Origin of the sequence: Microcystis sp. M44BS1 (assembly GCF_020244875.1) — a bacterium.
GTDB lineage: Bacteria > Cyanobacteriota > Cyanobacteriia > Cyanobacteriales > Microcystaceae > Microcystis > Microcystis panniformis.
Genome location: NZ_JADBVM010000220.1, coordinates 15,788 through 36,320 on the forward strand (window position 1 = coordinate 15,788; position 20,533 = coordinate 36,320).

The following is a 20,533-nucleotide window of genomic DNA, read 5'->3' on the forward strand; positions in this document are numbered from 1 at the left end:
ACGTTGGCAAAACTCTTGACGAGGATGGCTAGGTATCTAAGTAGGTGGGTGGAATTAAATATAAGATGAACGTAGGTTGGGTTGAAGCATGAAACCCAACGCCCGCATGGGTTACGCTACCGCTAACCCATCCTACAAATAATTGTACCTCCCTACTTAAGTAGGTGGGTGGAATTAAATATAAGATGAACGTAGGTTGGGTTGAAGCATGAAACCCAACGCCCGCATGGGTTACGCTACCGCTAACCCATCCTACAAATAATTGTGCCTCCCTACTTAACTATCATGAAAACTCAAATAATCGATCAAACAGTCACTGTCCGCGGTGTTCCCCACTATTACGAGTGGATTCGGGAGTCGGAATCTGCCCAGAAAAAGCCGGTGATGGTGTTTATTCATGGTTGGGGAGGATCGGGACGCTATTGGCGATCAACGGCTGCGGCAATTTGCGATCGCTTCGATTGTTTATTGTACGATATGCGGGGTTTTGGTCGGTCTAAATTGCCAGAAAAATCCCCCGATCTTTCCTACGATTTAGAAGAATATGCCCTTGATTTGGCCTTGTTTTTAGATAGTTTGGAAATCGAAAAAATCTATCTCAATAGTCACTCTATGGGGGCATCGGTGGCGACTTTTTTTATTACTATGTACCCGGAAAGAGTGGTCAAAGCAATTTTAACCTGTAATGGCATTTTTGAGTATAATAAAGCGGCTTTTGCTGCCTTTCATAAATTCGGTAAGTATGTGGTACAGTTTCGTTATGATTGGTTTTTAAAAGTACCTTTTGCCGATCGATTATTTATGGCGAGATTTTTGCATCGATCGATCCCAAAATCAGAAAAAATTGCTTTTTTAGAAGATTTTTTAGCGGCAGATTATGAGGCAGCCCTAGGCACAATTTATACATCTGTGAGTAAAAAAGCAGTGGAAATTATGCCGGGTAAATTTGCTGAGATTAAGGTACCAACTCTTTTAGTATCAGGGGAAAAAGATATTATTATCCCTGCCAAAATGGGCAAAATGGCGGCGGATTTGAATAATAATATCCAGTATGTGGAGATGGCTAATACTGCTCACTTTCCCATGTTAGAAGATGCCCCTACTTATCTACAAAAATTGCAAGATTTTTTAGAAATTAATTAGGGCTGGCTGAATAAAGCTAAAAACCTTGTTGGGTAAGACTTTTAGACTTTTTGTCAATCAAAAAGTACCATATCTGGGAGTGATCGGGGGGAAAATTCAGGGACTTTTTCCCTAAAAATTAGGTAATTGACCAGATGAAAATCTGTAAAAACCTACACCCCACACCCCACACCCCACACCCTGTCCCCACCAACAAACTTTTTGCCGCAAACCCTAATTAGAATGCCAAAAGGTCAGGAAAAACGCCCCCAGGCCACACCAATCAGGATAGTAACCCCGAAAAAGAGACGATACCAGACAAAAACCCAGGTACTCTGTTTTTTGAGATAATCTAATAACCAGGCGATCGAAAGATAGGAAAATATCGCCGAGGAAATTACCCCAATAGCGAGGGGAATTAATTCACTGGTGTTAATCTGGTCAAGAACGCCTTTAAATTCCACTAAACCGGCTAAAGTTATCGCCGGAATCCCCAACAGAAAGGAAAATCGCGCCGCTACGGCCCTTTCTAAACCCATGAATAACCCGGCAGTTAAGGTGGACCCAGAACGAGATACCCCCGGTATTAGGGCTAAAGCTTGGGCTAATCCCATTAAAACCCCGTCTTTTTGTCGCAAAGTCTCAAAACTGCGTTTATGTTTCCCGATTTTTTCGGACGTACCTAAGAGTAAAGACATGACTATAGAGGCACAGGCGATCGCTGTCATACTTCTCAGGGGGGAGTTATCTAAATCGGGAATAAAAAGTTTCATTAACAAACCGAAGAAAATGATCGGAATTGTGCCTAGGATAATCCCTACGGCTAAACGAAAATCCTGGGAACGATAATCGGAACTAGCCACCGCTTTCACCATTCCCGTGGATATTTGCCTTAAATCCTGCCAAAAATAGGACAATACCGCCGCAATACTGCCCAATTGAATCACTGCTGTATAGGTGACACCGGGATCTCCCCAACCCAAAAAGACGGGAATCGCTTTTAGATGAGCGGTACTGCTAATCGGCAAAAATTCTGTCACTCCCTGCACAAATCCCAAAAAAATCGCCTGTAACCAGTTAATTTTTGCCAGAGGTATGGTGCTAGTGGTTGATTGGGCGATGACGGCGGGTGTAATCGCCAAAATCACCGTTATTATCGCTAGTCCTAGCCATTTATAGCTTTTTTTCAGTAAGGAAAACATCATTTTTCAGTAAAAAAAGGGGTGGGTGTGGGGTGTGGGGTGTGGGGTGTGTGGGGAGACCACTTCCTGTGGGTTGCGGGGGGAGATGGGGAAATTAACTAATCAATATTACTGCCTTTTGTCTATTTCCCATTCTCCTGTCTCCTATCTCCTGTCTCCTGTCTCCTGTCTCCTAATTTAAGTATAAATACTTGTTGACAACTCATAGTCGTTATGAGTACACTTAATTTAGACAAACTCGAAATGAGTACGACTTAGTAATTAGGAGTTGAAGATTATGCTACCAAACCGAGAAGGACAGAGAGTTCCCGATGTCACCTTTCCCGTGCGTCAAAATAATCAATGGGTGAACATCACCAGCGAGGAATTATTCAAAGGAAAAACCGTTGTTCTTTTTGCCTTACCCGGGGCATTCACTCCCACCTGTTCCACCTCCCATTTACCCGGATATAACGAATTGGCCCCAGTTTTTCGGGAAAATGGCGTAGATGCTATTGTTTGCTTGTCGGTAAATGATACCTTTGTCATGAACGAGTGGGCAAAAGACCAAGAATGTGATAATGTCGTCTTGATTCCCGACGGTAACGGCGAATTTAGCGCAGGAATGGGGATGTTAGTCGATAAAGCTGACTTAGGTTTCGGTAAACGTTCTTGGCGCTATTCGATGCTAGTCAAAGATGGTGTTATCGAGAAAATGTTCATCGAACCGGAAGAACCGGGAGATCCTTTCAAAGTCTCCGATGCAGAAACGATGTTACACTACATCAACCCAGAAGCCAAAAAACCGCCTTTAGTCTCTCTTTTCTCGAAAGTGGGCTGTCCCTACTGCCTCCGGGCTAAGAAAATGTTAGAAGAAAAAGGCCTACAATACGAAGAAATTATCCTCGGACGCGATGCCACCAGTCGTTCTCTGCGGGCCATGAGTGGCAATACCACCACCCCGCAAGTCTTCATTAACGGCCAATTAATTGGCGGTTCGGGAGAATTAGCGGCTTATTTAGGAGCATAATTAATCAGTTAGACCTCAAGTTATCTTTCCATTGCAACTGGAGAGATATCTGTCAGAGGTTTTGCCCGGGCAAGTTAGAGATTTTTTGTTGGGTGTGATTGTAGTCTGATGTATTTCGTTAATCATTTATAGCGTTTCTCAGTCTTATAAAGTACACCATCTGTGGCCTGTTCCCTAACTAAAACCAGAAACTTTGTGCCTCAAAAGTATGAGAATTGCTTATTTTGTGAAAGCCCGTGACTTCATAAAGCCAAATGAAAAGGTAGTCGTTATCTTTACAGAGGGAAAACACTTTGTTCTCCACGATGACAACACTGGTTCAACGGGTCAGTGGAAGATCGATCCCAATCGTGAAGTTGACCGTATTATTCTTTATCATCGTGATGATGAGAATAATGCGAATAATTTGTACATAGCGAACCATGCTGGTGCAGAGCCAGCAGACAGGGAAGGTCGATACGACATTCGATTAACTCATGTTCAGTACATAGGGGCAACATCCGTAAATTGGGTTGAGTTTGCTGAAGGTGGGCAAAACCCAATTCGGTATCTTCCTTGATGTAGCTTTGATTACTGACGGTTCTTGTCATCCACTAATAGGTAGGTGAGAACACGAGGTAAACTATAAGCTGGGAGATTGTGGCGAAAACTTATGAAGTTGACTGTAACACTTGACCGTGACGAAGATGGAGTTTGGGTTGTAGAATGCCCCAGCATTCCGGGTTGTGTCAGCCAAGGTAAAACGAGAGCAGAAGCTCTTGAAAATATCAGAGATGCAATTATCGCCTGCCTTCAAGTTCGTGCAGAACGTGGGCTACCGCTAACGATTGAAACTCACCAAGTAGAGGTAATGGCATAATCATGTCCTCTGCTCTTCCTGTTCTCAGCGGACGTGAGGTAGTCCGAGTATTTGAAACCTTCGGCTGGCAAGTTGCGCGTCAAAGTGCAAGCCATATTATCATGGTTAAGGAGGGCGAACAGGTAACACTCTCTGTTCCTGATCATCGTGAAGTGGCAAAGGGTACGCTTCGTAGTCTTATTCGTACTGCTGGAATTACGGTACAAGAATTTGTTTCTGGCATGAGATGAGCGATAAGAGAGGTCTAACAATTCGAGTGCAGCGGACGGACGAAGGCTGCTGATGCTCAGTTCAAGGTTGTCTGATGCCGCTGATTCGAGCCGTTACTTGTACTGAGCGCATTGGAAGTATCAGTTATCAGCTACTTGTTTTCCGAATTAATTGGCCGTTTTTCAGTTTATTATCAACGTCCAATAGGATCAAAATCAGTCCCTTATGCACCCACAAAAATTATCGAGTATTTGTTAACTCATCAAGGAGAAAGATTATGGTAGCCACTCCAGTCAAAAGCAAAACCACGGGACAATACTACACCACCCGCATCGATTTAGCATTAGATATCCGCAAAGCTATGGTTGAAATCTTAAGCCAAACCCTTGCCGCTAGTTTGGACCTAAAAACTCAGGTTAAACAGGCCCACTGGAATGTCAAAGGTTTAAATTTCTACCAATTGCACAGCCTCTTCGACGAAATGGCCACGGAATTAGAAGACTATGGGGACATGGTAGCAGAACGGATTACCGCTTTAGGTGGAACCGCTTTGGGAACAGCACGCATCGCCGCCGCTAACTCGATTCTGCCAGAATATCCGGCTGATATCGTCGATGGTAGTGAACATCTCGTTGCTTTAGCCGAACGTTATGCCTTATACGCTTCCCATCTTCGTTCTGCTATTGATACCACTGGCAATCAAGGGGATGCTGACACAGCGGATCTCTATACGGAAATCTCCCGAGACATCGATAAACGTCTCTGGTTCCTAGAAGCGCATCTGATTAAATCGGAAGATGTTATCGGTTAAATATAGATAAATTTGGGGTGTGTTAACGTAGCTTAATACACCTTAAATTCTCGTAATCGGTAAACGTAGCCAATCGCTTAATTGTTGTGCCAACCAATCTAATTCGGCTTCGCTAACATCTTCACTGGCAGTGATAATATATTCTCGATGGTTGGCAACGAGAACCAGACAAGGAGGAATAATAGTAATATTTTCTCCCTCCATAGTGACAGTGACATTGTGACGAATGAGACTATAAATTTCGGAACTAGCGGCATCGGCAGTTAGTTTAAATTTTAGCCCCCAGAGTTTTTGATAGAGAGAAACTTTTTTGGGGGTAATTTTTAACTCTAGTTCCCCCTGCCAAAAAGATTTCCATAACTGCCAAGATAAACTAGAGGAGATTAAGTTGAGCAGAAAAATTAGGATAATTGGGATTAAAAAAGCGACCAGTTTTATATCGTAAATACCGACTATGGTTAAGAGGGTAATCGCAAAGAATAGGGATGGTAAAAACTGTCTTAACTGGGTTTTGAGATTATTGAAAAACTTTTGTTTGGTTTTACTAGCGATTTTTATTTCTAGGAGATTATCTGTTTTATAAACAGTAACTTCGCTGCCGTAGGGTTTGGTCAGATTGCCAATAGATACTAGGATCAATTGACAACTATATAAGCTGGCTAAAGCTTCTGTCACCGAACGAAAATGAGAGTCTGGGGGGGAGTTTGATAATCTTTTTAACCAATAGATGAAAAAAGCGCTTAGATTAGTTTTTTGCTCAAAGTTTTCGGGTATGTAACGATGCTTAATCCCCGTGGCTAAACTGATCAAACTTTTGCCTAGATCCTGTAAGTCGGTGGTGGGAGAATCGGAATCAAAGGCAAAATCAACTAGATAAAAACGATGGGACTGGGTATCAAAGAGGATATTACTAAGTTTAATATTGCCGTGGTTAATGGGGACATCCTGCTGATGGAGATAGGAGAGAATCTCCAAAAGATATTTGGCAATTTGTTTGAGATCTTGTTCTGCTAACAAATAACTGGAGTTAAGATAGTTTTCTAAAGGCTGCGCCGATAAATAAGGTCGGACAATAGCGATGATTGGTTCCTGGGATGAATCTATCTCAAAGCTATCGAGGTATTTGGGGAGAGATGGGTGAGAGAGTTGTCGCAATAGGGCAATTTTACCAGTTATTTCTCCGATAAACTGACTCCCTTGACCCCTAGGAACAGAAATAAGTTTAATGATAACTAACTGGGTGGTGTGTCTGTCCCTAGCTAAGATAGTTTTTTTTCCCAGTAACTGTTGGACTTGATAACGACTATGGAGAACTCGATCGAGCATGGGGGAGGATGGAGTAAGTAGTATCTCTAGGATAGCTCACTCTGGAAACCCTAGCCGCCATCTTTAGCATCCTTTTAATATTTTAACAATTGATTAAAAATTGCCGATTTACCTAGAAAGAATTGCTAGGGCAGTCCTATTTGAGTTATTTTAATTATCTATTCGCCAAGGCTGCCGGCAAGGGGAGAGCAAAAGGGAACGGTGAGCATTTCTAAGACTGCCATGACTTTTTCTTGTTAGGAATCCTAACGGATTGCTGAACATATTACTGTCTTAACTATGTTTTCAGTTTTAGCGAACACTCACGCCTAATTGTAGCATTTTTATCGATTTTTGTCAAGATATATTTGAAATTTTTTATCTTATTTATTTGACACAATTTATTAGAAAAAGGGTTTCTTTTAGAAACCCTTTTTCTGCCTTTCAACTAATCCTATTTGACCTAATAGGTAAGGAGTAAGAGTAGGGCTAATTCATGAATTAGCCCTACTTTTTTAGTTTCCAACCTTACCTATTTGACCTAATAGGTAAGGATCTACCAGCAATTTCCTGCATTATTCACGCCAGACCGACGTTTCCAACTAATCCTATTTGACCTAATAGGTAAGGCACAACAGAAACAGAAACATATACGGCCATTCGTATTGTTTCCAACTAATCCTATTTGACCTAATAGGTAAGGTCTCTTAAAGCATCCACTGGATTGCCTGTGATGATGTTTCCAACTAATCCTATTTGACCTAATAGGTAAGGGTATCAGATTACTACCACGATTTATGCCCCTGATCCTTCTCCGTTTCCAACTAATCCTATTTGACCTAATAGGTAAGGATCAAAAGGTAAAAATAAATGGCGAAATTAAGTGTACGTTTCCAACTAATCCTATTTGACCTAATAGGTAAGGAAATATGAGACTTTTAGCCGCCGTGTTTGGTTTTGAGTTTCCAACTAATCCTATTTGACCTAATAGGTAAGGTAAAGGCTCTTCTTAATATCATGAATCCCTCTTATATCCCGTTTCCAACTAATCCTATTTGACCTAATAGGTAAGGTAAAGAAATTACTTTAATCGATCGAGAACCCGCTAATTAGTTTCCAACCTTACCTATTTGACCTAATAGGTAAGGAGTCTTGAAAGCGATTGAGGGTAAAGTCTCTGAAACGACCTTGTTTCCAACTAATCCTATTTGACCTAATAGGTAAGGAGTACCCCTTGGAAAGTCTCATCGAGAGGGGAAGACAGACCCCCAAATCGACGCATCTCCAAAAAGGTGGTACTGGGGGGGGTAAAAGTCCCGATACCAAAGGGTAGAACCCTGACTGGGAGAGTAATCGACACATCTAACCAGAGAATCGGGGTTTTAGGTCGGGGAGAGACTGCATCGATTTTCAACCAAGAGTTAGGGGACAAGCTAGATGATGTAGAGATTTGGGGGTGGTTGAGGAGGAGAACCTCCCATCACCAACAATCTAGAGACAGCTTCTTCGGAAATCCCATAGAAGCGCTCATCATCCTCTTGAGGATTGACCCTTTCTACTACTTTAGCGTACAGTTTCCGCCTCTGGATGTGTAATTAATTTTGCTTAAGTAATTATCTGTAATTAATTGTCTAGCTACTTATTAAGGAAGGTAGCGGGGGTGGGAGAACGTAGGTTGGGTTGAAGCATGAAACCCAACGCCCGATTATGTTACGCTACCGCTAACCCATCCTACAAATAATTGTGCCTCCCTAATTAATTGTCTAGCTACTTATTAAGGAAGGTAGCGGGGGTGGGAGTTTTTTTAAGGATTTTTTAACCCCAAAAATCCTCCGATTCTGGCGAGTCATTAGTATCATAGATAACAACAACAAGTTTTAGGTCTAATCCGATAAAAATCATGACCTACCTATCTCCTAAATTATTCACTTTTGAACATTTTTTGACTCAGTATGGAGATGACCCACGCTATCAATTAATTGACGGGGAGTTGCGAGACATGGAACCCACTGGACCTCAGGAATCCGTAGCGGGAAAAATCGCAGGAAGACTGTGGGGAGAAATTTTTCGATTACATTTACCCTGGACAATTCCTAAAAACTGTTTGCTCCGTCCAGAATCCGGTCAAGCTACTGCTTTACGTCCCGATGTCATCATTTTAGATGAAGTGGCTCTCAGCACCGAACCTCTCTGGGAAAAACAACCAATTTTAACTAGCTCCCAAGCAATTAAATTAGTGGTAGAAGTGGTTAGTAATAATTGGCAAGATGATTATGCACGCAAAGTTGAAGAATACTCATCTTTGGGTATTGCTGAATATTGGATTGTCGATTTTCGTGGATTGGGTGGCATCTCTTTTATCGGTAAACCCAAACAGCCTACTTTGACTATTTATCAGCTAGAAGGTGATGAATATCAACAAAAATTATATCGTCTTTATGAGCGCATTAGTTCGGCAGTTTTTCCCGAATTGTCTCTGTGTCTTCTCGATATTATGCCCTAAATCTCTAGTAAAATTATGCTGAAATCTCTTAAAAATGTCCTGAGTAATCTGCGTCAATATCCCTATAATATTATCTTTAATCCTTTCACCAATACAGCATTAGCCATCGCCGCTATTTTAGCACTAATTGCCGATCAATTTGGTCAGGGATATGATCTAATTTTTCTGATTACTTTAGCTCTAGTTATCATCGGTATCTGGCGAGAATCTCAGAAATACGAACTCTATAAACATCGAGCAATTCCTCTACCGATAGTGATTAATATTGCTAATCCTGCCGATAGTAATAAAGCTCTGCAATCGCTTTTTAATATCATCGAAACAGAAAATAAATACAAAGATCATCAAAATAATCTTGACCAGTATCTTAATATTAGCGAAACAGATTTAATTTTTAACTACTCCTGTGATATTTATGATCAAGAAATGCTGAAAGCTTTTCTGCAAATACTACGCTATAATCTAGAGAAACTTAAGAAAAAAACTCCCCAAATACTATTATTTATCTTGCCTATATCGGTCCGATTAGCGTCGCTATTATGGTCGGCACTATTCTCGCTACCGAAGGAGTAAAAATCTTTCAATATAATAAATATTCTGATAGTTATTATCCTTTGTTGTAAATTAGCGATCACAGACCCAAAGAGCGAAAAATTTGAGCTTGTTGTCACCGAAAAAGGTCAAGATAGAGTAACTATAGCCATCGATGTTTATTCCCATAAAATTAATCTTAATGATGAGAGTATTGAAAACTACGGCGATTTAATTTATCTGAAAAGTAAAGGCAGTGGTACAATCGAAAAAAATGAAGATTGGCTACAATGTCCTTTGAGGACGGCTTGACATTTAATGTATTTCTTTACTAGACTTTAGAAAAGTATGAGACTTTGCAAGGGGTGTTCCTTACCTATTAGGTCAAATAGGATTAGTTGGAAACGGGGTTATTTAGTTTGGGTTTGTTTTGGCAGCGGCTGTTGCTGGACTATCCTTACCTATTAGGTCAAATAGGATTAGTTGGAAAGCAGAAAAAGGGTTTCTAAAAGAACCCCTTTTTCTAATAAATTGTGTCAAATATATCTTGACAAAAATCGATAAAAATGCTAGAACCTAACGGCAATCTTCGCTTTATTGCATGAGTAGAAAACGGGTTTCCCCGAGAAACCCGTTTTCCGCGATCGCCAGTCAAGGAAAAACCCGATAATTCAACCTATTCCCTCGGATCAAAATCTGGCAGCGTCCCCAGCTTGCGAATGGTCACTTTAACATCCATCGACAAAAAGTCATCAGCATCACCAAACCAAGAACCGGAAAGAGGTATGATTTGACCGGGATGACGAGCGATCGCCACTCGAATTAAATCAAAGCCGGCGGTAATTTGATTAGTCGGATCATAATTACGCCAACCTGCCCCCGGTAGATAAACCTGTAACCAAGCATGGGTAGCACCAGAGCCAGTCATCCCCACTTCACCACCGTCGAGGGCAGCATCGTAGAGATAGCCACTGACAAAACGACAGGCTAAACCCAATCTTCGCAAAGCTTCGATCATTAACCAAGCATAATCGCGACAAGTTCCCGACTTTAGCCGCAGAGTTTCTCCGGGGGATTGAGTTCCTTCACTCTCCCGGGATTGGTAAGTAAAATTATCTTTGATAGCCGCCATCATTCTTGCCATGGCATCGAGGGTATTATCTTGGTCCCCCGCTACAAAACTTTTGGCCCAAGCTGCCAAGCTGCCGTCGGCATCCTCGGCGTGGGGACGCATAAACACCACCAGATCTAACCATTCATCGGGGGTATATTGGACAGGAATTTCGATCGCCCGTTGAGCGAGGGGAAAATCAGCGATCGCTTTTAAGCCAAAATGTTCCGCCCGTAATCGACAGGTAACGATTAATTCTGAGGCTGCTTCAGCGAATTCAAGCTCTACCACGTTGTTAGATAGAGTATCCATAGTCCAGCGCGTTTTGGCGGCAATATTCGCCTCCACAGAATAACTGATAATTCTTTCACCGTGACCGGCACTAGGCAAAAAAATCGCCCGATGTTCCCCAAAAGTTACCGGTTTACGATAATGATAGGTGGTGATGTGTTCCAAGTCGTAGATGACACTCATCCTGATTATCCTTAATAAAGTAGCTGGTTATAATTAAATTGAAGATGGTTCCCCCTTTAATCCCCCCTTAATCTCCCCTTGATAAGGGGGGTGTCTGACAATTTTTAACACCCACCCACTTAATCACTGATCACTGATAACTGATAACTGATAACCGATAACTGAAATGACCTCTGACCCGCTCCTCGATCGAGCTTGGAATACCGAAGACCTAGAACAAGCGCTTCGAGGTGTCGGCACTATTCAAGAAGAACTCAACTATAATCAGGCACGCAATTCTCTGGGCAAACTCGTTGAGCGTCTGGATCTTACCTCGATCGAGAAAATTGGTCTAGAAGCGGAGATCGATCGCCTAGTGGCCCTGCTAGAAAAACTCGATCGCTCCCTGATTCAAATTGCCGCTTTTGGTCTGGTGGGCCGGGGAAAATCCTCGATTTTAAATGCTCTGGTCGGTCAAGAAATCTTTACAACCGGTCCTCTACACGGAGTTACCCGCACCATTAAAGGGGTAAATTGGCAGTTAAGCAGCGATGATACTTTCCCTAATCTAGAGCGTCTGACCCTGAACGGCCAGGGTAATGCTCAGGTGCAATTGCTTGATACTCCCGGTATTGATGAGGTAGATGGGCAAACGAGGGAAATTCTCGCCTGTCAGGTGGCGCAGCAGGTGGATTTAATCCTTTTTATCATCTCTGGTGATATGACCAAAGTGGAATTTTCCGCCCTGGCCAAGTTGCGGGAAGCGGGAAAACCGATGATTTTGGTCTTTAATAAAATCGATCAGTATCCGGAAGTCGATCGCCTCGCTATCTATGAGAAAATCGCCTCAGAACGGGTGAAAGAATTACTCTCCCCCGATGAGATTGTTATGGTGGCAGCCTCTCCCCTCTTGGCGGAGACGGTTAAAGGGCAGGATGGGCGGCTAAAAACGCAACGATTTCGGGGAAACCCCCAGATAGAAGCCCTGAAACTCAAAATTTTGGAAATTCTAGAGCGAGAGGGTAAATCCCTCGTAGCACTCAATTCTATGCTGTATGCGGACGAGGTAAACGAGCAAATTGTCGCCCGCAAAATGGCTATCCGTGATCGCGGTGCTAATCAATTGATTCAAAAAGCAGTGATGATCAAAGCATCGGCGATCGCTCTCAATCCGGTGACGGTGTTGGATCTGTTGACGGGAGCAGTTATCGATCTAGCCATGATTCTCGCTCTTTCTCGCTTATACGGCATCGATTTAACTCGTCAGGGGGCGATCGCTCTTTTACAAAAAATTGCCCTCAATATGGGTGGCATTAGTGCCAGCGAATTTTTAGCGGTTTTGGGCTTAAGTTCCCTCAAAGGACTACTCGGCCTCTCGATTCCTGCCACTGGCGGCATTTCTCTCCTTCCCTATACTTCGATCGCCCTGACTCAAGCGGGGGTTGCCGGTGTATCCTGTTACGCGATCGGCCAAGTGACGAAAACCTATCTCGCTAATGGGGCCACCTGGGGACCCGATGGCCCGAAGGCAGTGGTAGCCAGTATTCTCGATTCCCTCGACGAAACCTCGATTCTCAACCGGATTAAGCGGGAATTAGGCTCAAAATTGGGGGGTGGGGGACTTTTCAGTGATCAGTAAACAGTAAACAGTAAATTGAAAACTCAAATCTGACCACTGATAACTGATAACTGATCACTGATAACTGACCACTGACTCGATCAATCCAAGAAATGCTTACTATGGACGATCGCCGCTATAATAACTACCGCCCCTTGAATTTGATAGATCAGACGGTAGGCATAGGCAGACTTTTCTCGGATGGTATCATCGCTAAATTCGGCGCATTTTTTCGCTTCTAGGGGACAATTTTCTAAAGAATAGCTTATATCAAGAATTCGACGCACGACGGCCGCCGCGTAGGACGGGGAATCTCGACTAATATAAGATGCGATCGCATCCACGTCTTCAATTGCTTTGGGCGACCAGACAAGGCGATAATTCACTCGATCAGCCATTTGTTTAAAAGACCCTCAACTTCTTCTTGGGGGATTGTATTCTCTAGAGAAGCCGCGCTCAAACTTTGACGCACCTTCTCCAGAACGTATAAATGATACTGAATATCTTCAATTGAACAATCATCCGGTAATTGATTCAAGAGGGATTCCACTTTTTGTCTAATGCTATTCATACAAGTTTGACCGAAGTTTTTAAGGAAAAGTATAAATTTAAATTATCTATCAACTATCATCTATAACAGTTATCTTAATAGTGAGGTACGAAGTATCTGGTTTTAGGGAACAGGGAACGGTTAACAGTAGCTGGTCGCCAAGAGATAATGCCAAATTTATTTATACTTCATCTTTAAGAGAAACGCTATATCATAGATAGAAAACTAATAGTCACGCATCCTATCTTATGCCATAGTCCCCAGAAAAGCGAGAAAAAGTTAAGAATAGATAAGGTGATTATCTCGCTTTTGTAACATTGGGGCGGGTGTTCTGTTAAGAATACTTAATAATTCTCCTATCTGCTCAATCCCCGCAACTTTTAGGGATTATTGCCAATAAGCATCTAGCGGCCACAAGACCCCCCCAATCGCAGAAATTTTTTGTTACATTAGTTTACAGTTCCCTCAACGCCCCAATGGGTTATTAATTTTAATGTCTTCTTCGGTTCCTTCGTCGGATTTTATACCCTTAATCGGTCAAGAAACAGAAATCTTTAACTGGGCAAAATCCCATTATCGTAACCATACCTTTGCCAAAGATGAAAAAGTCGCCACACGCCCCGGACTGTTATACTTTGTCGAATCTGGGGCGATTCGTATTGTTGGTAAGGCACAAGTTAACGTTATCGACCAAAAATCCCCCCGTCAACTACCTATTGCCGATAGTGAGGAAGTATTTCTCGGTTTTGTGGGTGCAGGTCAACCTTTTGAGATTGTTTCTCAATTTCCCTTTCAATTACAAGCCCAAGCTCATCTAGACGAGACTGAGTTAGTCTGGTTATACTGGGAAGACCTAGAACAATGGCCGCAATTGCGATCGGCTATTATGGAAACTTTTCGCCATCAATACCAGCGTAAGTTATTTTGGTTGAGTATTCTCGGTCAAAAACGCTCCCTCGATCGATTAATGGGGTTCTTGGTTCTATTATTGGAAGAATACGGTCAACCCTGTCTAGAAGGCTATTATCTTCCCTATCCCCTAACTCACGCTCAAATTGCCAGCGCCATCGGCACTACCAGAGTAACAGTAACAAGATTAATCGGTAAATTGCGACAACAAAATTCGATCTTTTTTAAGCAAGATAATCTTATCGGATTGCCCAGTTTATTTTTGAGTCAGAATTAATTTTTCTGCGGTGTTGCTGACTCAAGCTATGAATGCCAACCGTGCATTCTATGCAAAAGCTACTTTGGCTCTAGGTTTTAAAAACCCCACACAACAAGATTCCTATCACAAATCAGCAACGCCAGAAATCTATTATGACCGCACAAACCCCGCTATCGCTCTCCGTTCTCTACGAGGAAGATTTTGTTCTCTGGACAGAAAAAACCGCCGAACTTTTAAAGCGAAAAGAGTTTAACAGAGTGGACTGGGAAAATCTGATCGAGGAAGTAGAGTGCATGGGAAAAAGCGAGCGCCAAGCTGTCGAAAGTTTATTAACTCAACTATTAATTCATCTTTTAAAACTGAGTTATTGGACAACGGAAAGAGAACGAAACGCGCGTCATTGGCTAGGAGAGATAGCCGCTTTTCGAGTGCAACTGAAAAAAAAGATGAAAACCCCAACACTGAAAAATCATGCCCTTAATTCCTTTGGGGAAGCCTATTCAGACGCAAGACAAACCCTAATTGATGGGAGAATTGTCGATAAAAATACAATTCCCCTAGAGTCTATATTAACTCTCGAACAAGTATTAGACGGAGATTGGTTCCCCATCGATATCGCACCTTTTCTTAGTTAAGACCCACATTCCGCACTTCACTAAGTAGCATAGTAGTAGTATGTCAATTTATAGACAAGGGCAATCACTCTGGCAATAAACATCCGTATTTTTTAGGCAATACTTTTCGTAGTACGGATTAGAGAATGTCAATATTAGTGTATTTAGGGTCTGCTGAAAAAGTTTGTTGGTGGGGTTAGAAGTCAGTTATCAGTTATCAGTTATCAGTTATCAGTTATCAGTTCACTGAGAAAACTCCCCACACCCCACACCCCACACCCCACACCCTACACCCTACACCCCCCCAACCCCCCCGATGTCGGGGGGGGTTGGGGGGGTCACACCCTGCCCCCAGGAAAAACTTTTTGCCGCAAACCCTACTTAACGTTTGTGATCAACTAATTGGCTGAGAGTCACCACCTGATAACCTCGATCGTGTAATTTCGCTAATAAATTCTTCAGCACGATCGCCGTATTCTCATCTCTTTCGGGGGAACCACCGTGAAGCACTAAAATCGCCCCGGGGAAAATAAATTGCGAGATATACCAAGTGGTAAATTGAGGATGATTCGTTCCTTTTCTGGTATCTAAAGGAATCATGGAAGCGAGAGCAAATCGGGACTCGTAGCCGGGGAATTTCCGCAAAAACGAGCGCATAGATTGATTATAGAAGGCTTGACCGGGACGATACCAGCGCGGTGCTTGACCGGCAAGACGACTTAAAATATCGTTAGCTTCCCGAAACTGACTAGCAAAAGCGTCGGCAGCCAGTTGACTGGTGCGGAGATCTTGGGTGCCGTGATTAGCGATTTCGTGACCTTGGGCGATTAGGCACTCAATCAAGGTGGAATTGGGTTGCAGGTGTCCTGTGATCAGAAAAAAAGTCGCCTTGACGGGGGTTGCTGGACTGGCCTTTTCTCGATTATGAGCCGCGATCGCTGCTAAAATGCGATCGGTGGATTTTCCTTCGGGATCGTTGGGGGTGGGTGCATCATCGATGGTAAGGGCGATAATTTTCTCTCCTGTGGGTTGATAGAAAATTGCTCCCGGAAAAAATCGAGCGACGATCAAGACAATTAATTTGGCAATGCTCATTCGGGAAAGTAAGAGATGAGAGGAGAAGCAAAGATTAGCAATTACAGGCCAGTGGCTGAAAGATTATTTCTGTAGGAGATATTTCTGCATTTTGTTGAGTTTCTGCCAATAGATAATCATTAAAACCACATAGGCCACAAAACTGAGGATATCAACTACGGGTAAAAATAGGGTAGTGGCCACGATCGCCCAAGCTAATCCCAGACGCTGATTACAACTACCAAACCGGTGGGCATTTTCTCCTAGAGCGGAGCGATAGGATGCTGGTAGCTTGAAAGCTGAGATAATCCAGATAAAAACCGTGTGAACAATCGGGATGATCATCAACCACATCCATACTGGTGCAAACCGGCGATGTTCGGGGGGGAGAACTGCCAGAGCATTATAGTGAAACCAAGCCACCAAGACATTCAGCAAAAGAATGATCGCGATGACGCTGATAACGGCGATCGTGGGTAAAGTTCCTAGTCTTCCTATCATATTTAGTTCCTAATGTCAAGGGTTTGTCATCGATTCTAAAGATTTTTTTAAGGTGCTAGTTAATTCTCGCACCGCTTGTTTTTTGGCTGCCCCGTCCCGTTGATAGGTGCTGTGCCAGCGTGCCGTCACATCGAGGGGTTCTGCTACGGTAATTATCGCCTTTTGTGGTGCAATTGCTGGCCGAGCTTGGCCTTTGCCCGTAATTTCATGAATCAGGGCATTGATCATCAATAAAGTCTCTGCAAACCTTCTAGCGGTGGGTTTATTTTGTAAATAATGGCCGGTGACGACGACAAAATTCTCCACCCATCTCATGTGCCAGAGATGTTGATGCGCTTCCGACGCGACTAGATCCGCCAAACCTCTTTCCACGTCCGAGAGGGTTTGGATGTCCACGTCCCGACGATAGATCCAATCCCAGACCGTATCCTCGATATCGTGGGCGCGTTCGATCAAATTGCGATCTCGCGTAGCGAGCGCGTTGCGACCGCTATGGGGCTGCATTTGCAGATATCCCTCCAACATTTTTAATACTGCATCCATCAATCCCTGTAAACGCAGGGTTAATCCCTCGATCGGACTCAAATTGGCTAACTTTGCCGCTTGTTCCTCTAACTGAATGGCGGTATGGAAACGCCGATAAAAACTTTCCATTTGTTCTAATAAATATTCAGCAATACGCAATAGTTTCGGGTAGAGTAGGGCCTCTTCCTCTGGGGTCAATTGCTGCTCTGGATTCCATTCCCTCGATGAGAGAGAGTTTTCTAATTGCCGATTGGCCCCATCTCCCGGAGGAAAACCGCATTCGCGCTCGATCGCCCGACAGAGTTGCCAAATCTTCGGCCAGGGATTTTCTAAATACTGATACCTCACACCGATGGGGACAATAGACACCTGCTGATTCTCCCCCGCTGCCACCAGATCCTCGACACACCAAAAACTGGTTTGAGCGCAGCCCAATTCTAAACGACTGACCAGTTCGCCGTGACCGTTGGTATAGCCTTCCGGCGCAATGGCCAAGGGAAATTGCCCGCGAACATAGAGATGGCGCAGGGTACGCAAACAGCCGAAATCGGGACGACCGCGGATCACGGGAACGCCACCGATCGCCGGTAAGAGCCAATTAGCCACTGGACCTGCCCAGAGGGGAATCCCTCTATCGTAGAGAAAATAGCCAAAAACTGGCTTATTTAAACTTATTCCCTCATTGGCAGCTATTTTAGGCAGGTTGGTATGAAGATAATGGATCAAGGAGGGGGGGTCGTTAGTGCTGGAATGACGATAGGCAAGCAGAAACCGCAACTGTCCAGCTTGGAAACGGCGGTAACAATCGACGAGAATTTCGCTATTTTCCCCTTCCACCCGCTCAATCTGACATTGCGATCGCAAATAGAAGGGCAACAGCCGATAAATTGCCGCCAAGACCAAGGGGTTAAAATGGGGGGCGAGAAATTTTAGCGGTGATTGGGCGCGGATAGGTTTTGTCATCGGAGAATGAGTTTATTATGGATAGGACAGAATCAAGGATTTTCAGCGGAGCCGGAGAAAATTATCGGTTCACTTAAGATGATATTTGATTTTTTTCCATCTTCAATGATCCTAAGTATCGGCGGACAAACTAGCCGCCGGTAAACCTCGATCTCGCGTAGCGAGCGCGTTGCGACCGCCCGCTCTGACCTTCTCAAAATTAACCGATCTAACTTTAACAACGCCCGTGAAACAACTGATTCAAGCCTTGGCTCTTTTGGGATTACTAGGAATCGCTGGATTGCTGCTTTTATTTCTTGCCCCTTCCTGGCCGACCCTTTTCGGTGTACTAGTTCTCGATCCCCGGGCCTTCATCACCATTAAATCCCTGCGCTTTGGTTTGGAAGAAGCGATTATCGTTGTCTTTATCGCTAGTGTTTCCGAGGCGATCGGACAAAGTTTTGTCTTATTTGTTAACCGGATTCCCCCCAGCCGCTTTATTTTTAGTTTATTAATTACTTCTATTCTCTACGCTTTTAATTTTGGCATTTGGGCCGCTGGACTTTGGCTAGTTACTATCCTCTTATTTCGGGGTGATACCCGTCTATTTGAGGTGGCCAGTACCCTAGGATTTAGTTACGCACCCTTTATCTTCGGATTAGCGATCGCTCTTCCCTACGCTGGTCGGGCGATTTATATTTTATTAATCCTCTGGAGTGTGGCAGCCCTGGCCGTGGGTTTAACCGTTCTCCTCAATATTTCTTTACTTCATGCTTTCATCGCCTCTTTATTAGGTTTTCTTGTCCTTTTAGTTTTCCAGAGAACTATCGGTTATCCCTTTATTTTTGCTGTCCATTGGCTGACAGAAAAATTATTAGGGGTCGAATTAGTGATCGATAAAAAACACTTGCAAAAAATTGTTGATTCGGGAATCAAACCAGAAGACCTAGAAAAAGATACCGGCGAGGAAACAGAGGAAGAAAAGACGAAAAACGAGGCTCTTTGGCACAATTATCTCACGGAAATGTCTCTTTTTATCTCACCAATTAGTAAAAATTTTCTCAGAATCGGTCATCATTTAGAAGTAATAAAAACTCAAAATCTCAAAACAGTTCTAGAATATGTGGGGCTAGGTTTTTTAGGTTTATGTTTAATTCTCCTATTTTCTCCCGCCAAAACTTGGCTACAGGAAGGATTTTTGGCCCTTGATGATGCCGTGCGACTGACCTTCGATCTGATCGGATCTAGTCTATTATTACTGTTCCTGGGTTTATTTCTAGAAGCACTGACCTCGCCTCTAGAGGCCCTGGGTTGGTGGGCCGGTTGGTACAGTCCCAGTCGCGTCTATGCCGAGGAACCCTGGCAGCAACTAGCACCACCCCAACACCAAGTGCAGCGTTATATCGTCTATCTCGACGGGATATGTCAGGAGTCCACTCGCTTGAAACCCTACGCCCAAAATTTTCTGGCCGAACTATACGGGGTTTTACCAGCGCAAGTGCGGATCGTTGGCAATATTATGCCCTATTCCACCACTAATCGCGCCTTAACCGATTCCGAGCGCCCTCTAGCCGGTTTCTGGCAATGGGTGGAAACAAACGGTCAGAAAGGGCATAACGGTGTAATGGCTTTAATCAATCTGCGGAATTTATTTAAGATCGTGGTTTCGGCCGATGATCGCTACGGACCAATTTTTAATCAGGGTTCGGCGGGAGTGATTCTTGAGGCATTACTACACAATGATTATCCCTTGGCCAGTAAGATACCAATTACTTTTATCGGTTATAGTGGCGGCGCTCAGGTTTCCTTGGGTGCAATTATCTATCTCAAAAAATTCTTGAAAGTACCCATCGAAATGATTTCTCTAGGGGGGGTTTTTAGCGGCAATGTCGGTTTTTTGCAGTTGGATCGGTTCTATCATTTAGTCGGTGAACGGGATACGGTAGAACCGATCGGTCGGACGATTTTTCCCGAACGCTGGCCGATCGCTTGGCTTTCCTACTGGAATCAAGCTCGTCGTCTCGGCATTATCAAGATTATCTCCCTGGGACCTACCCATCATAACGGGGTTATGGGTTATATGGACGGTGAAAGAACCCTAGCCGATGGTCGCACCTGTCGCCAGCAAACCGTGGACACTGTGGCTAAATTAATCTCTTTTCCTTAGCTACTCTCAAAGTTCCCCAGAAAAATTGAGATTGACTGATCATGGCTATTTACCACTGGTTTGGGGCTATCCTCGCCAATTCCAGCCCAATACCTGTTCCCTCTTCTCAAATCGGCTCGATTTTTTTTCTCAAAACCCTTGACAAATGGCGAGACTTGCTTTAGACTTTATGTATAATGGGAATCCGTGCGCCCATATATATAGGGTTTTTGAGCCAAGATAAGAGAGAAAAAAATAGCCTCCAAAACTGGGTTGAGT

Annotated in this window: 20 protein-coding genes and 1 CRISPR repeat array; of the genes, 12 read left to right on the forward strand and 8 right to left on the reverse strand. The window is 43.5% G+C overall.

Going from position 1 to position 20,533, the window contains the following annotated elements:
• Positions 1 to 285 precede the first annotated feature (285 nt).
• The gene (locus IM515_RS17285) at positions 286 to 1,143 is read left to right on the forward strand and encodes an alpha/beta fold hydrolase (protein WP_287630231.1); all 858 of its coding nucleotides are present in this window, start codon (positions 286 to 288) and stop codon (positions 1,141 to 1,143) included.
• Positions 1,144 to 1,376: 233 nt separating this feature from the next.
• Here the strand turns inward: IM515_RS17285 and IM515_RS17290 are convergent, their stop codons facing one another.
• Positions 1,377 to 2,327, reverse strand: a complete 951-nt coding sequence (locus IM515_RS17290) for an undecaprenyl-diphosphate phosphatase (RefSeq protein ID WP_287630232.1) — start codon at positions 2,325 to 2,327, stop codon at positions 1,377 to 1,379.
• A 274-nt stretch (positions 2,328 to 2,601) separates the two neighbouring features.
• On the opposite strand from IM515_RS17290, the gene IM515_RS17295 reads away from it, so the two are divergent.
• The 5 genes from IM515_RS17295 to dps all read left to right on the forward strand — a co-directional run bounded on the left by IM515_RS17295 (position 2,602) and on the right by dps (position 5,213).
• Positions 2,602 to 3,333, forward strand: coding sequence for a glutathione peroxidase (locus tag IM515_RS17295; protein WP_193957570.1), 732 nt, complete (start codon positions 2,602 to 2,604; stop codon positions 3,331 to 3,333).
• A 208-nt stretch (positions 3,334 to 3,541) separates the two neighbouring features.
• Positions 3,542 to 3,892 (forward strand): hypothetical protein, encoded by a 351-nt coding sequence (locus IM515_RS17300; protein WP_016514355.1) that lies wholly within the window; start codon positions 3,542 to 3,544, stop codon positions 3,890 to 3,892.
• 93 nt (positions 3,893 to 3,985) lie between these two features.
• Entirely contained in the window at positions 3,986 to 4,192 is a 207-nt protein-coding gene (locus IM515_RS17305; RefSeq protein ID WP_002739432.1) for a type II toxin-antitoxin system HicB family antitoxin, read from the forward strand.
• 2 nt (positions 4,193 to 4,194) lie between these two features.
• Entirely contained in the window at positions 4,195 to 4,422 is a 228-nt protein-coding gene (locus tag IM515_RS17310) for a type II toxin-antitoxin system HicA family toxin (protein ID WP_002739431.1), read from the forward strand.
• Between the two features lie 257 nt (positions 4,423 to 4,679).
• Positions 4,680 to 5,213 (forward strand): DNA starvation/stationary phase protection protein Dps, encoded by a 534-nt coding sequence (gene dps / locus IM515_RS17315; RefSeq protein WP_287630233.1) that lies wholly within the window; start codon positions 4,680 to 4,682, stop codon positions 5,211 to 5,213.
• A 42-nt stretch (positions 5,214 to 5,255) separates the two neighbouring features.
• Here dps and IM515_RS17320 read toward each other — a convergent pair whose 3' ends face one another.
• The gene (locus tag IM515_RS17320) at positions 5,256 to 6,539 is read right to left on the reverse strand and encodes a protein kinase domain-containing protein (protein WP_287630234.1); all 1,284 of its coding nucleotides are present in this window, start codon (positions 6,537 to 6,539) and stop codon (positions 5,256 to 5,258) included.
• A gap of 419 nt (positions 6,540 to 6,958) precedes the next feature.
• A CRISPR array of direct repeats spans positions 6,959 to 7,744; the repeat unit is 36 nt; unit sequence GTTTCCAACTAATCCTATTTGACCTAATAGGTAAGG.
• A gap of 674 nt (positions 7,745 to 8,418) precedes the next feature.
• Between IM515_RS17320 and IM515_RS17325 the strand changes: the two genes are divergently transcribed.
• Positions 8,419 to 9,021, forward strand: coding sequence for a Uma2 family endonuclease (locus IM515_RS17325; RefSeq protein WP_287630235.1), 603 nt, complete (start codon positions 8,419 to 8,421; stop codon positions 9,019 to 9,021).
• Positions 9,022 to 9,036: 15 nt separating this feature from the next.
• Entirely contained in the window at positions 9,037 to 9,594 is a 558-nt protein-coding gene (locus IM515_RS17330) for a hypothetical protein (RefSeq protein ID WP_287630237.1), read from the forward strand.
• Positions 9,595 to 10,228: 634 nt separating this feature from the next.
• Here the strand turns inward: IM515_RS17330 and IM515_RS17335 are convergent.
• Entirely contained in the window at positions 10,229 to 11,137 is a 909-nt protein-coding gene (locus tag IM515_RS17335) for a transglutaminase family protein (protein ID WP_002767119.1), read from the reverse strand.
• Between the two features lie 166 nt (positions 11,138 to 11,303).
• Between IM515_RS17335 and IM515_RS17340 the strand changes: the two genes are divergently transcribed.
• Positions 11,304 to 12,755: a GTP-binding protein gene (locus IM515_RS17340; RefSeq protein WP_287630239.1), complete on the forward strand. Its 1,452-nt coding sequence runs from the start codon at positions 11,304 to 11,306 to the stop codon at positions 12,753 to 12,755.
• A gap of 80 nt (positions 12,756 to 12,835) precedes the next feature.
• On the opposite strand, the gene IM515_RS17345 is transcribed toward IM515_RS17340, so the two are convergent.
• A complete protein-coding gene (locus tag IM515_RS17345; protein WP_002737690.1) occupies positions 12,836 to 13,132 on the reverse strand; it encodes a type II toxin-antitoxin system RelE/ParE family toxin in 297 nt (98 codons plus the stop codon).
• Positions 13,117 to 13,305 (reverse strand): hypothetical protein, encoded by a 189-nt coding sequence (locus IM515_RS17350; RefSeq protein ID WP_002752772.1) that lies wholly within the window; start codon positions 13,303 to 13,305, stop codon positions 13,117 to 13,119. The genes IM515_RS17345 and IM515_RS17350 overlap by 16 nt, the downstream gene beginning before the upstream one ends.
• A gap of 472 nt (positions 13,306 to 13,777) precedes the next feature.
• On the opposite strand from IM515_RS17350, the gene IM515_RS17355 reads away from it, so the two are divergent.
• Together IM515_RS17355 and IM515_RS17360 are read left to right on the forward strand one after the other, a co-directional pair.
• On the forward strand, positions 13,778 to 14,470 hold the full coding sequence (locus tag IM515_RS17355) for a Crp/Fnr family transcriptional regulator (protein WP_002767122.1): 693 nt from the start codon (positions 13,778 to 13,780) through the stop codon (positions 14,468 to 14,470).
• 134 nt (positions 14,471 to 14,604) lie between these two features.
• The gene (locus IM515_RS17360) at positions 14,605 to 15,087 is read left to right on the forward strand and encodes a DUF29 domain-containing protein (protein WP_287630242.1); all 483 of its coding nucleotides are present in this window, start codon (positions 14,605 to 14,607) and stop codon (positions 15,085 to 15,087) included.
• Between the two features lie 360 nt (positions 15,088 to 15,447).
• Here the strand turns inward: IM515_RS17360 and IM515_RS17365 are convergent, their stop codons facing one another.
• From IM515_RS17365 to IM515_RS17375, 3 genes are all read right to left on the reverse strand, one after another.
• Positions 15,448 to 16,161 (reverse strand): polysaccharide deacetylase family protein, encoded by a 714-nt coding sequence (locus IM515_RS17365; RefSeq protein ID WP_287630244.1) that lies wholly within the window; start codon positions 16,159 to 16,161, stop codon positions 15,448 to 15,450.
• A 63-nt stretch (positions 16,162 to 16,224) separates the two neighbouring features.
• Positions 16,225 to 16,641: a hypothetical protein gene (locus tag IM515_RS17370; protein WP_271955978.1), complete on the reverse strand. Its 417-nt coding sequence runs from the start codon at positions 16,639 to 16,641 to the stop codon at positions 16,225 to 16,227.
• Between the two features lie 15 nt (positions 16,642 to 16,656).
• A complete protein-coding gene (locus IM515_RS17375) occupies positions 16,657 to 18,129 on the reverse strand; it encodes a lysophospholipid acyltransferase family protein (RefSeq protein ID WP_287630247.1) in 1,473 nt (490 codons plus the stop codon).
• Between the two features lie 226 nt (positions 18,130 to 18,355).
• Here IM515_RS17375 and IM515_RS17380 point away from each other — a divergent pair, with 226 nt between their 5' ends.
• Entirely contained in the window at positions 18,356 to 20,275 is a 1,920-nt protein-coding gene (locus IM515_RS17380) for a YIP1 family protein (RefSeq protein WP_287630249.1), read from the forward strand.
• Positions 20,276 to 20,533: the final 258 nt, after the last annotated feature.

Coding starts and splice junctions, on each gene's coding strand:
- IM515_RS17285 (WP_287630231.1), top strand. CDS start 286: ATGAAAACTCAAATAATCGATCAAACAGTCACTGTCCGCGGTGTTCCC.
- IM515_RS17290 (WP_287630232.1), bottom strand. CDS start 2,327: ATGATGTTTTCCTTACTGAAAAAAAGCTATAAATGGCTAGGACTAGCG.
- IM515_RS17295 (WP_193957570.1), top strand. CDS start 2,602: ATGCTACCAAACCGAGAAGGACAGAGAGTTCCCGATGTCACCTTTCCC.
- IM515_RS17300 (WP_016514355.1), top strand. CDS start 3,542: ATGAGAATTGCTTATTTTGTGAAAGCCCGTGACTTCATAAAGCCAAAT.
- IM515_RS17305 (WP_002739432.1), top strand. CDS start 3,986: ATGAAGTTGACTGTAACACTTGACCGTGACGAAGATGGAGTTTGGGTT.
- IM515_RS17310 (WP_002739431.1), top strand. CDS start 4,195: ATGTCCTCTGCTCTTCCTGTTCTCAGCGGACGTGAGGTAGTCCGAGTA.
- dps (WP_287630233.1), top strand. CDS start 4,680: ATGGTAGCCACTCCAGTCAAAAGCAAAACCACGGGACAATACTACACC.
- IM515_RS17320 (WP_287630234.1), bottom strand. CDS start 6,539: ATGCTCGATCGAGTTCTCCATAGTCGTTATCAAGTCCAACAGTTACTG.
- IM515_RS17325 (WP_287630235.1), top strand. CDS start 8,419: ATGACCTACCTATCTCCTAAATTATTCACTTTTGAACATTTTTTGACT.
- IM515_RS17330 (WP_287630237.1), top strand. CDS start 9,037: ATGCTGAAATCTCTTAAAAATGTCCTGAGTAATCTGCGTCAATATCCC.
- IM515_RS17335 (WP_002767119.1), bottom strand. CDS start 11,137: ATGAGTGTCATCTACGACTTGGAACACATCACCACCTATCATTATCGT.
- IM515_RS17340 (WP_287630239.1), top strand. CDS start 11,304: ATGACCTCTGACCCGCTCCTCGATCGAGCTTGGAATACCGAAGACCTA.
- IM515_RS17345 (WP_002737690.1), bottom strand. CDS start 13,132: ATGGCTGATCGAGTGAATTATCGCCTTGTCTGGTCGCCCAAAGCAATT.
- IM515_RS17350 (WP_002752772.1), bottom strand. CDS start 13,305: ATGAATAGCATTAGACAAAAAGTGGAATCCCTCTTGAATCAATTACCG.
- IM515_RS17355 (WP_002767122.1), top strand. CDS start 13,778: ATGTCTTCTTCGGTTCCTTCGTCGGATTTTATACCCTTAATCGGTCAA.
- IM515_RS17360 (WP_287630242.1), top strand. CDS start 14,605: ATGACCGCACAAACCCCGCTATCGCTCTCCGTTCTCTACGAGGAAGAT.
- IM515_RS17365 (WP_287630244.1), bottom strand. CDS start 16,161: ATGAGCATTGCCAAATTAATTGTCTTGATCGTCGCTCGATTTTTTCCG.
- IM515_RS17370 (WP_271955978.1), bottom strand. CDS start 16,641: ATGATAGGAAGACTAGGAACTTTACCCACGATCGCCGTTATCAGCGTC.
- IM515_RS17375 (WP_287630247.1), bottom strand. CDS start 18,129: ATGACAAAACCTATCCGCGCCCAATCACCGCTAAAATTTCTCGCCCCC.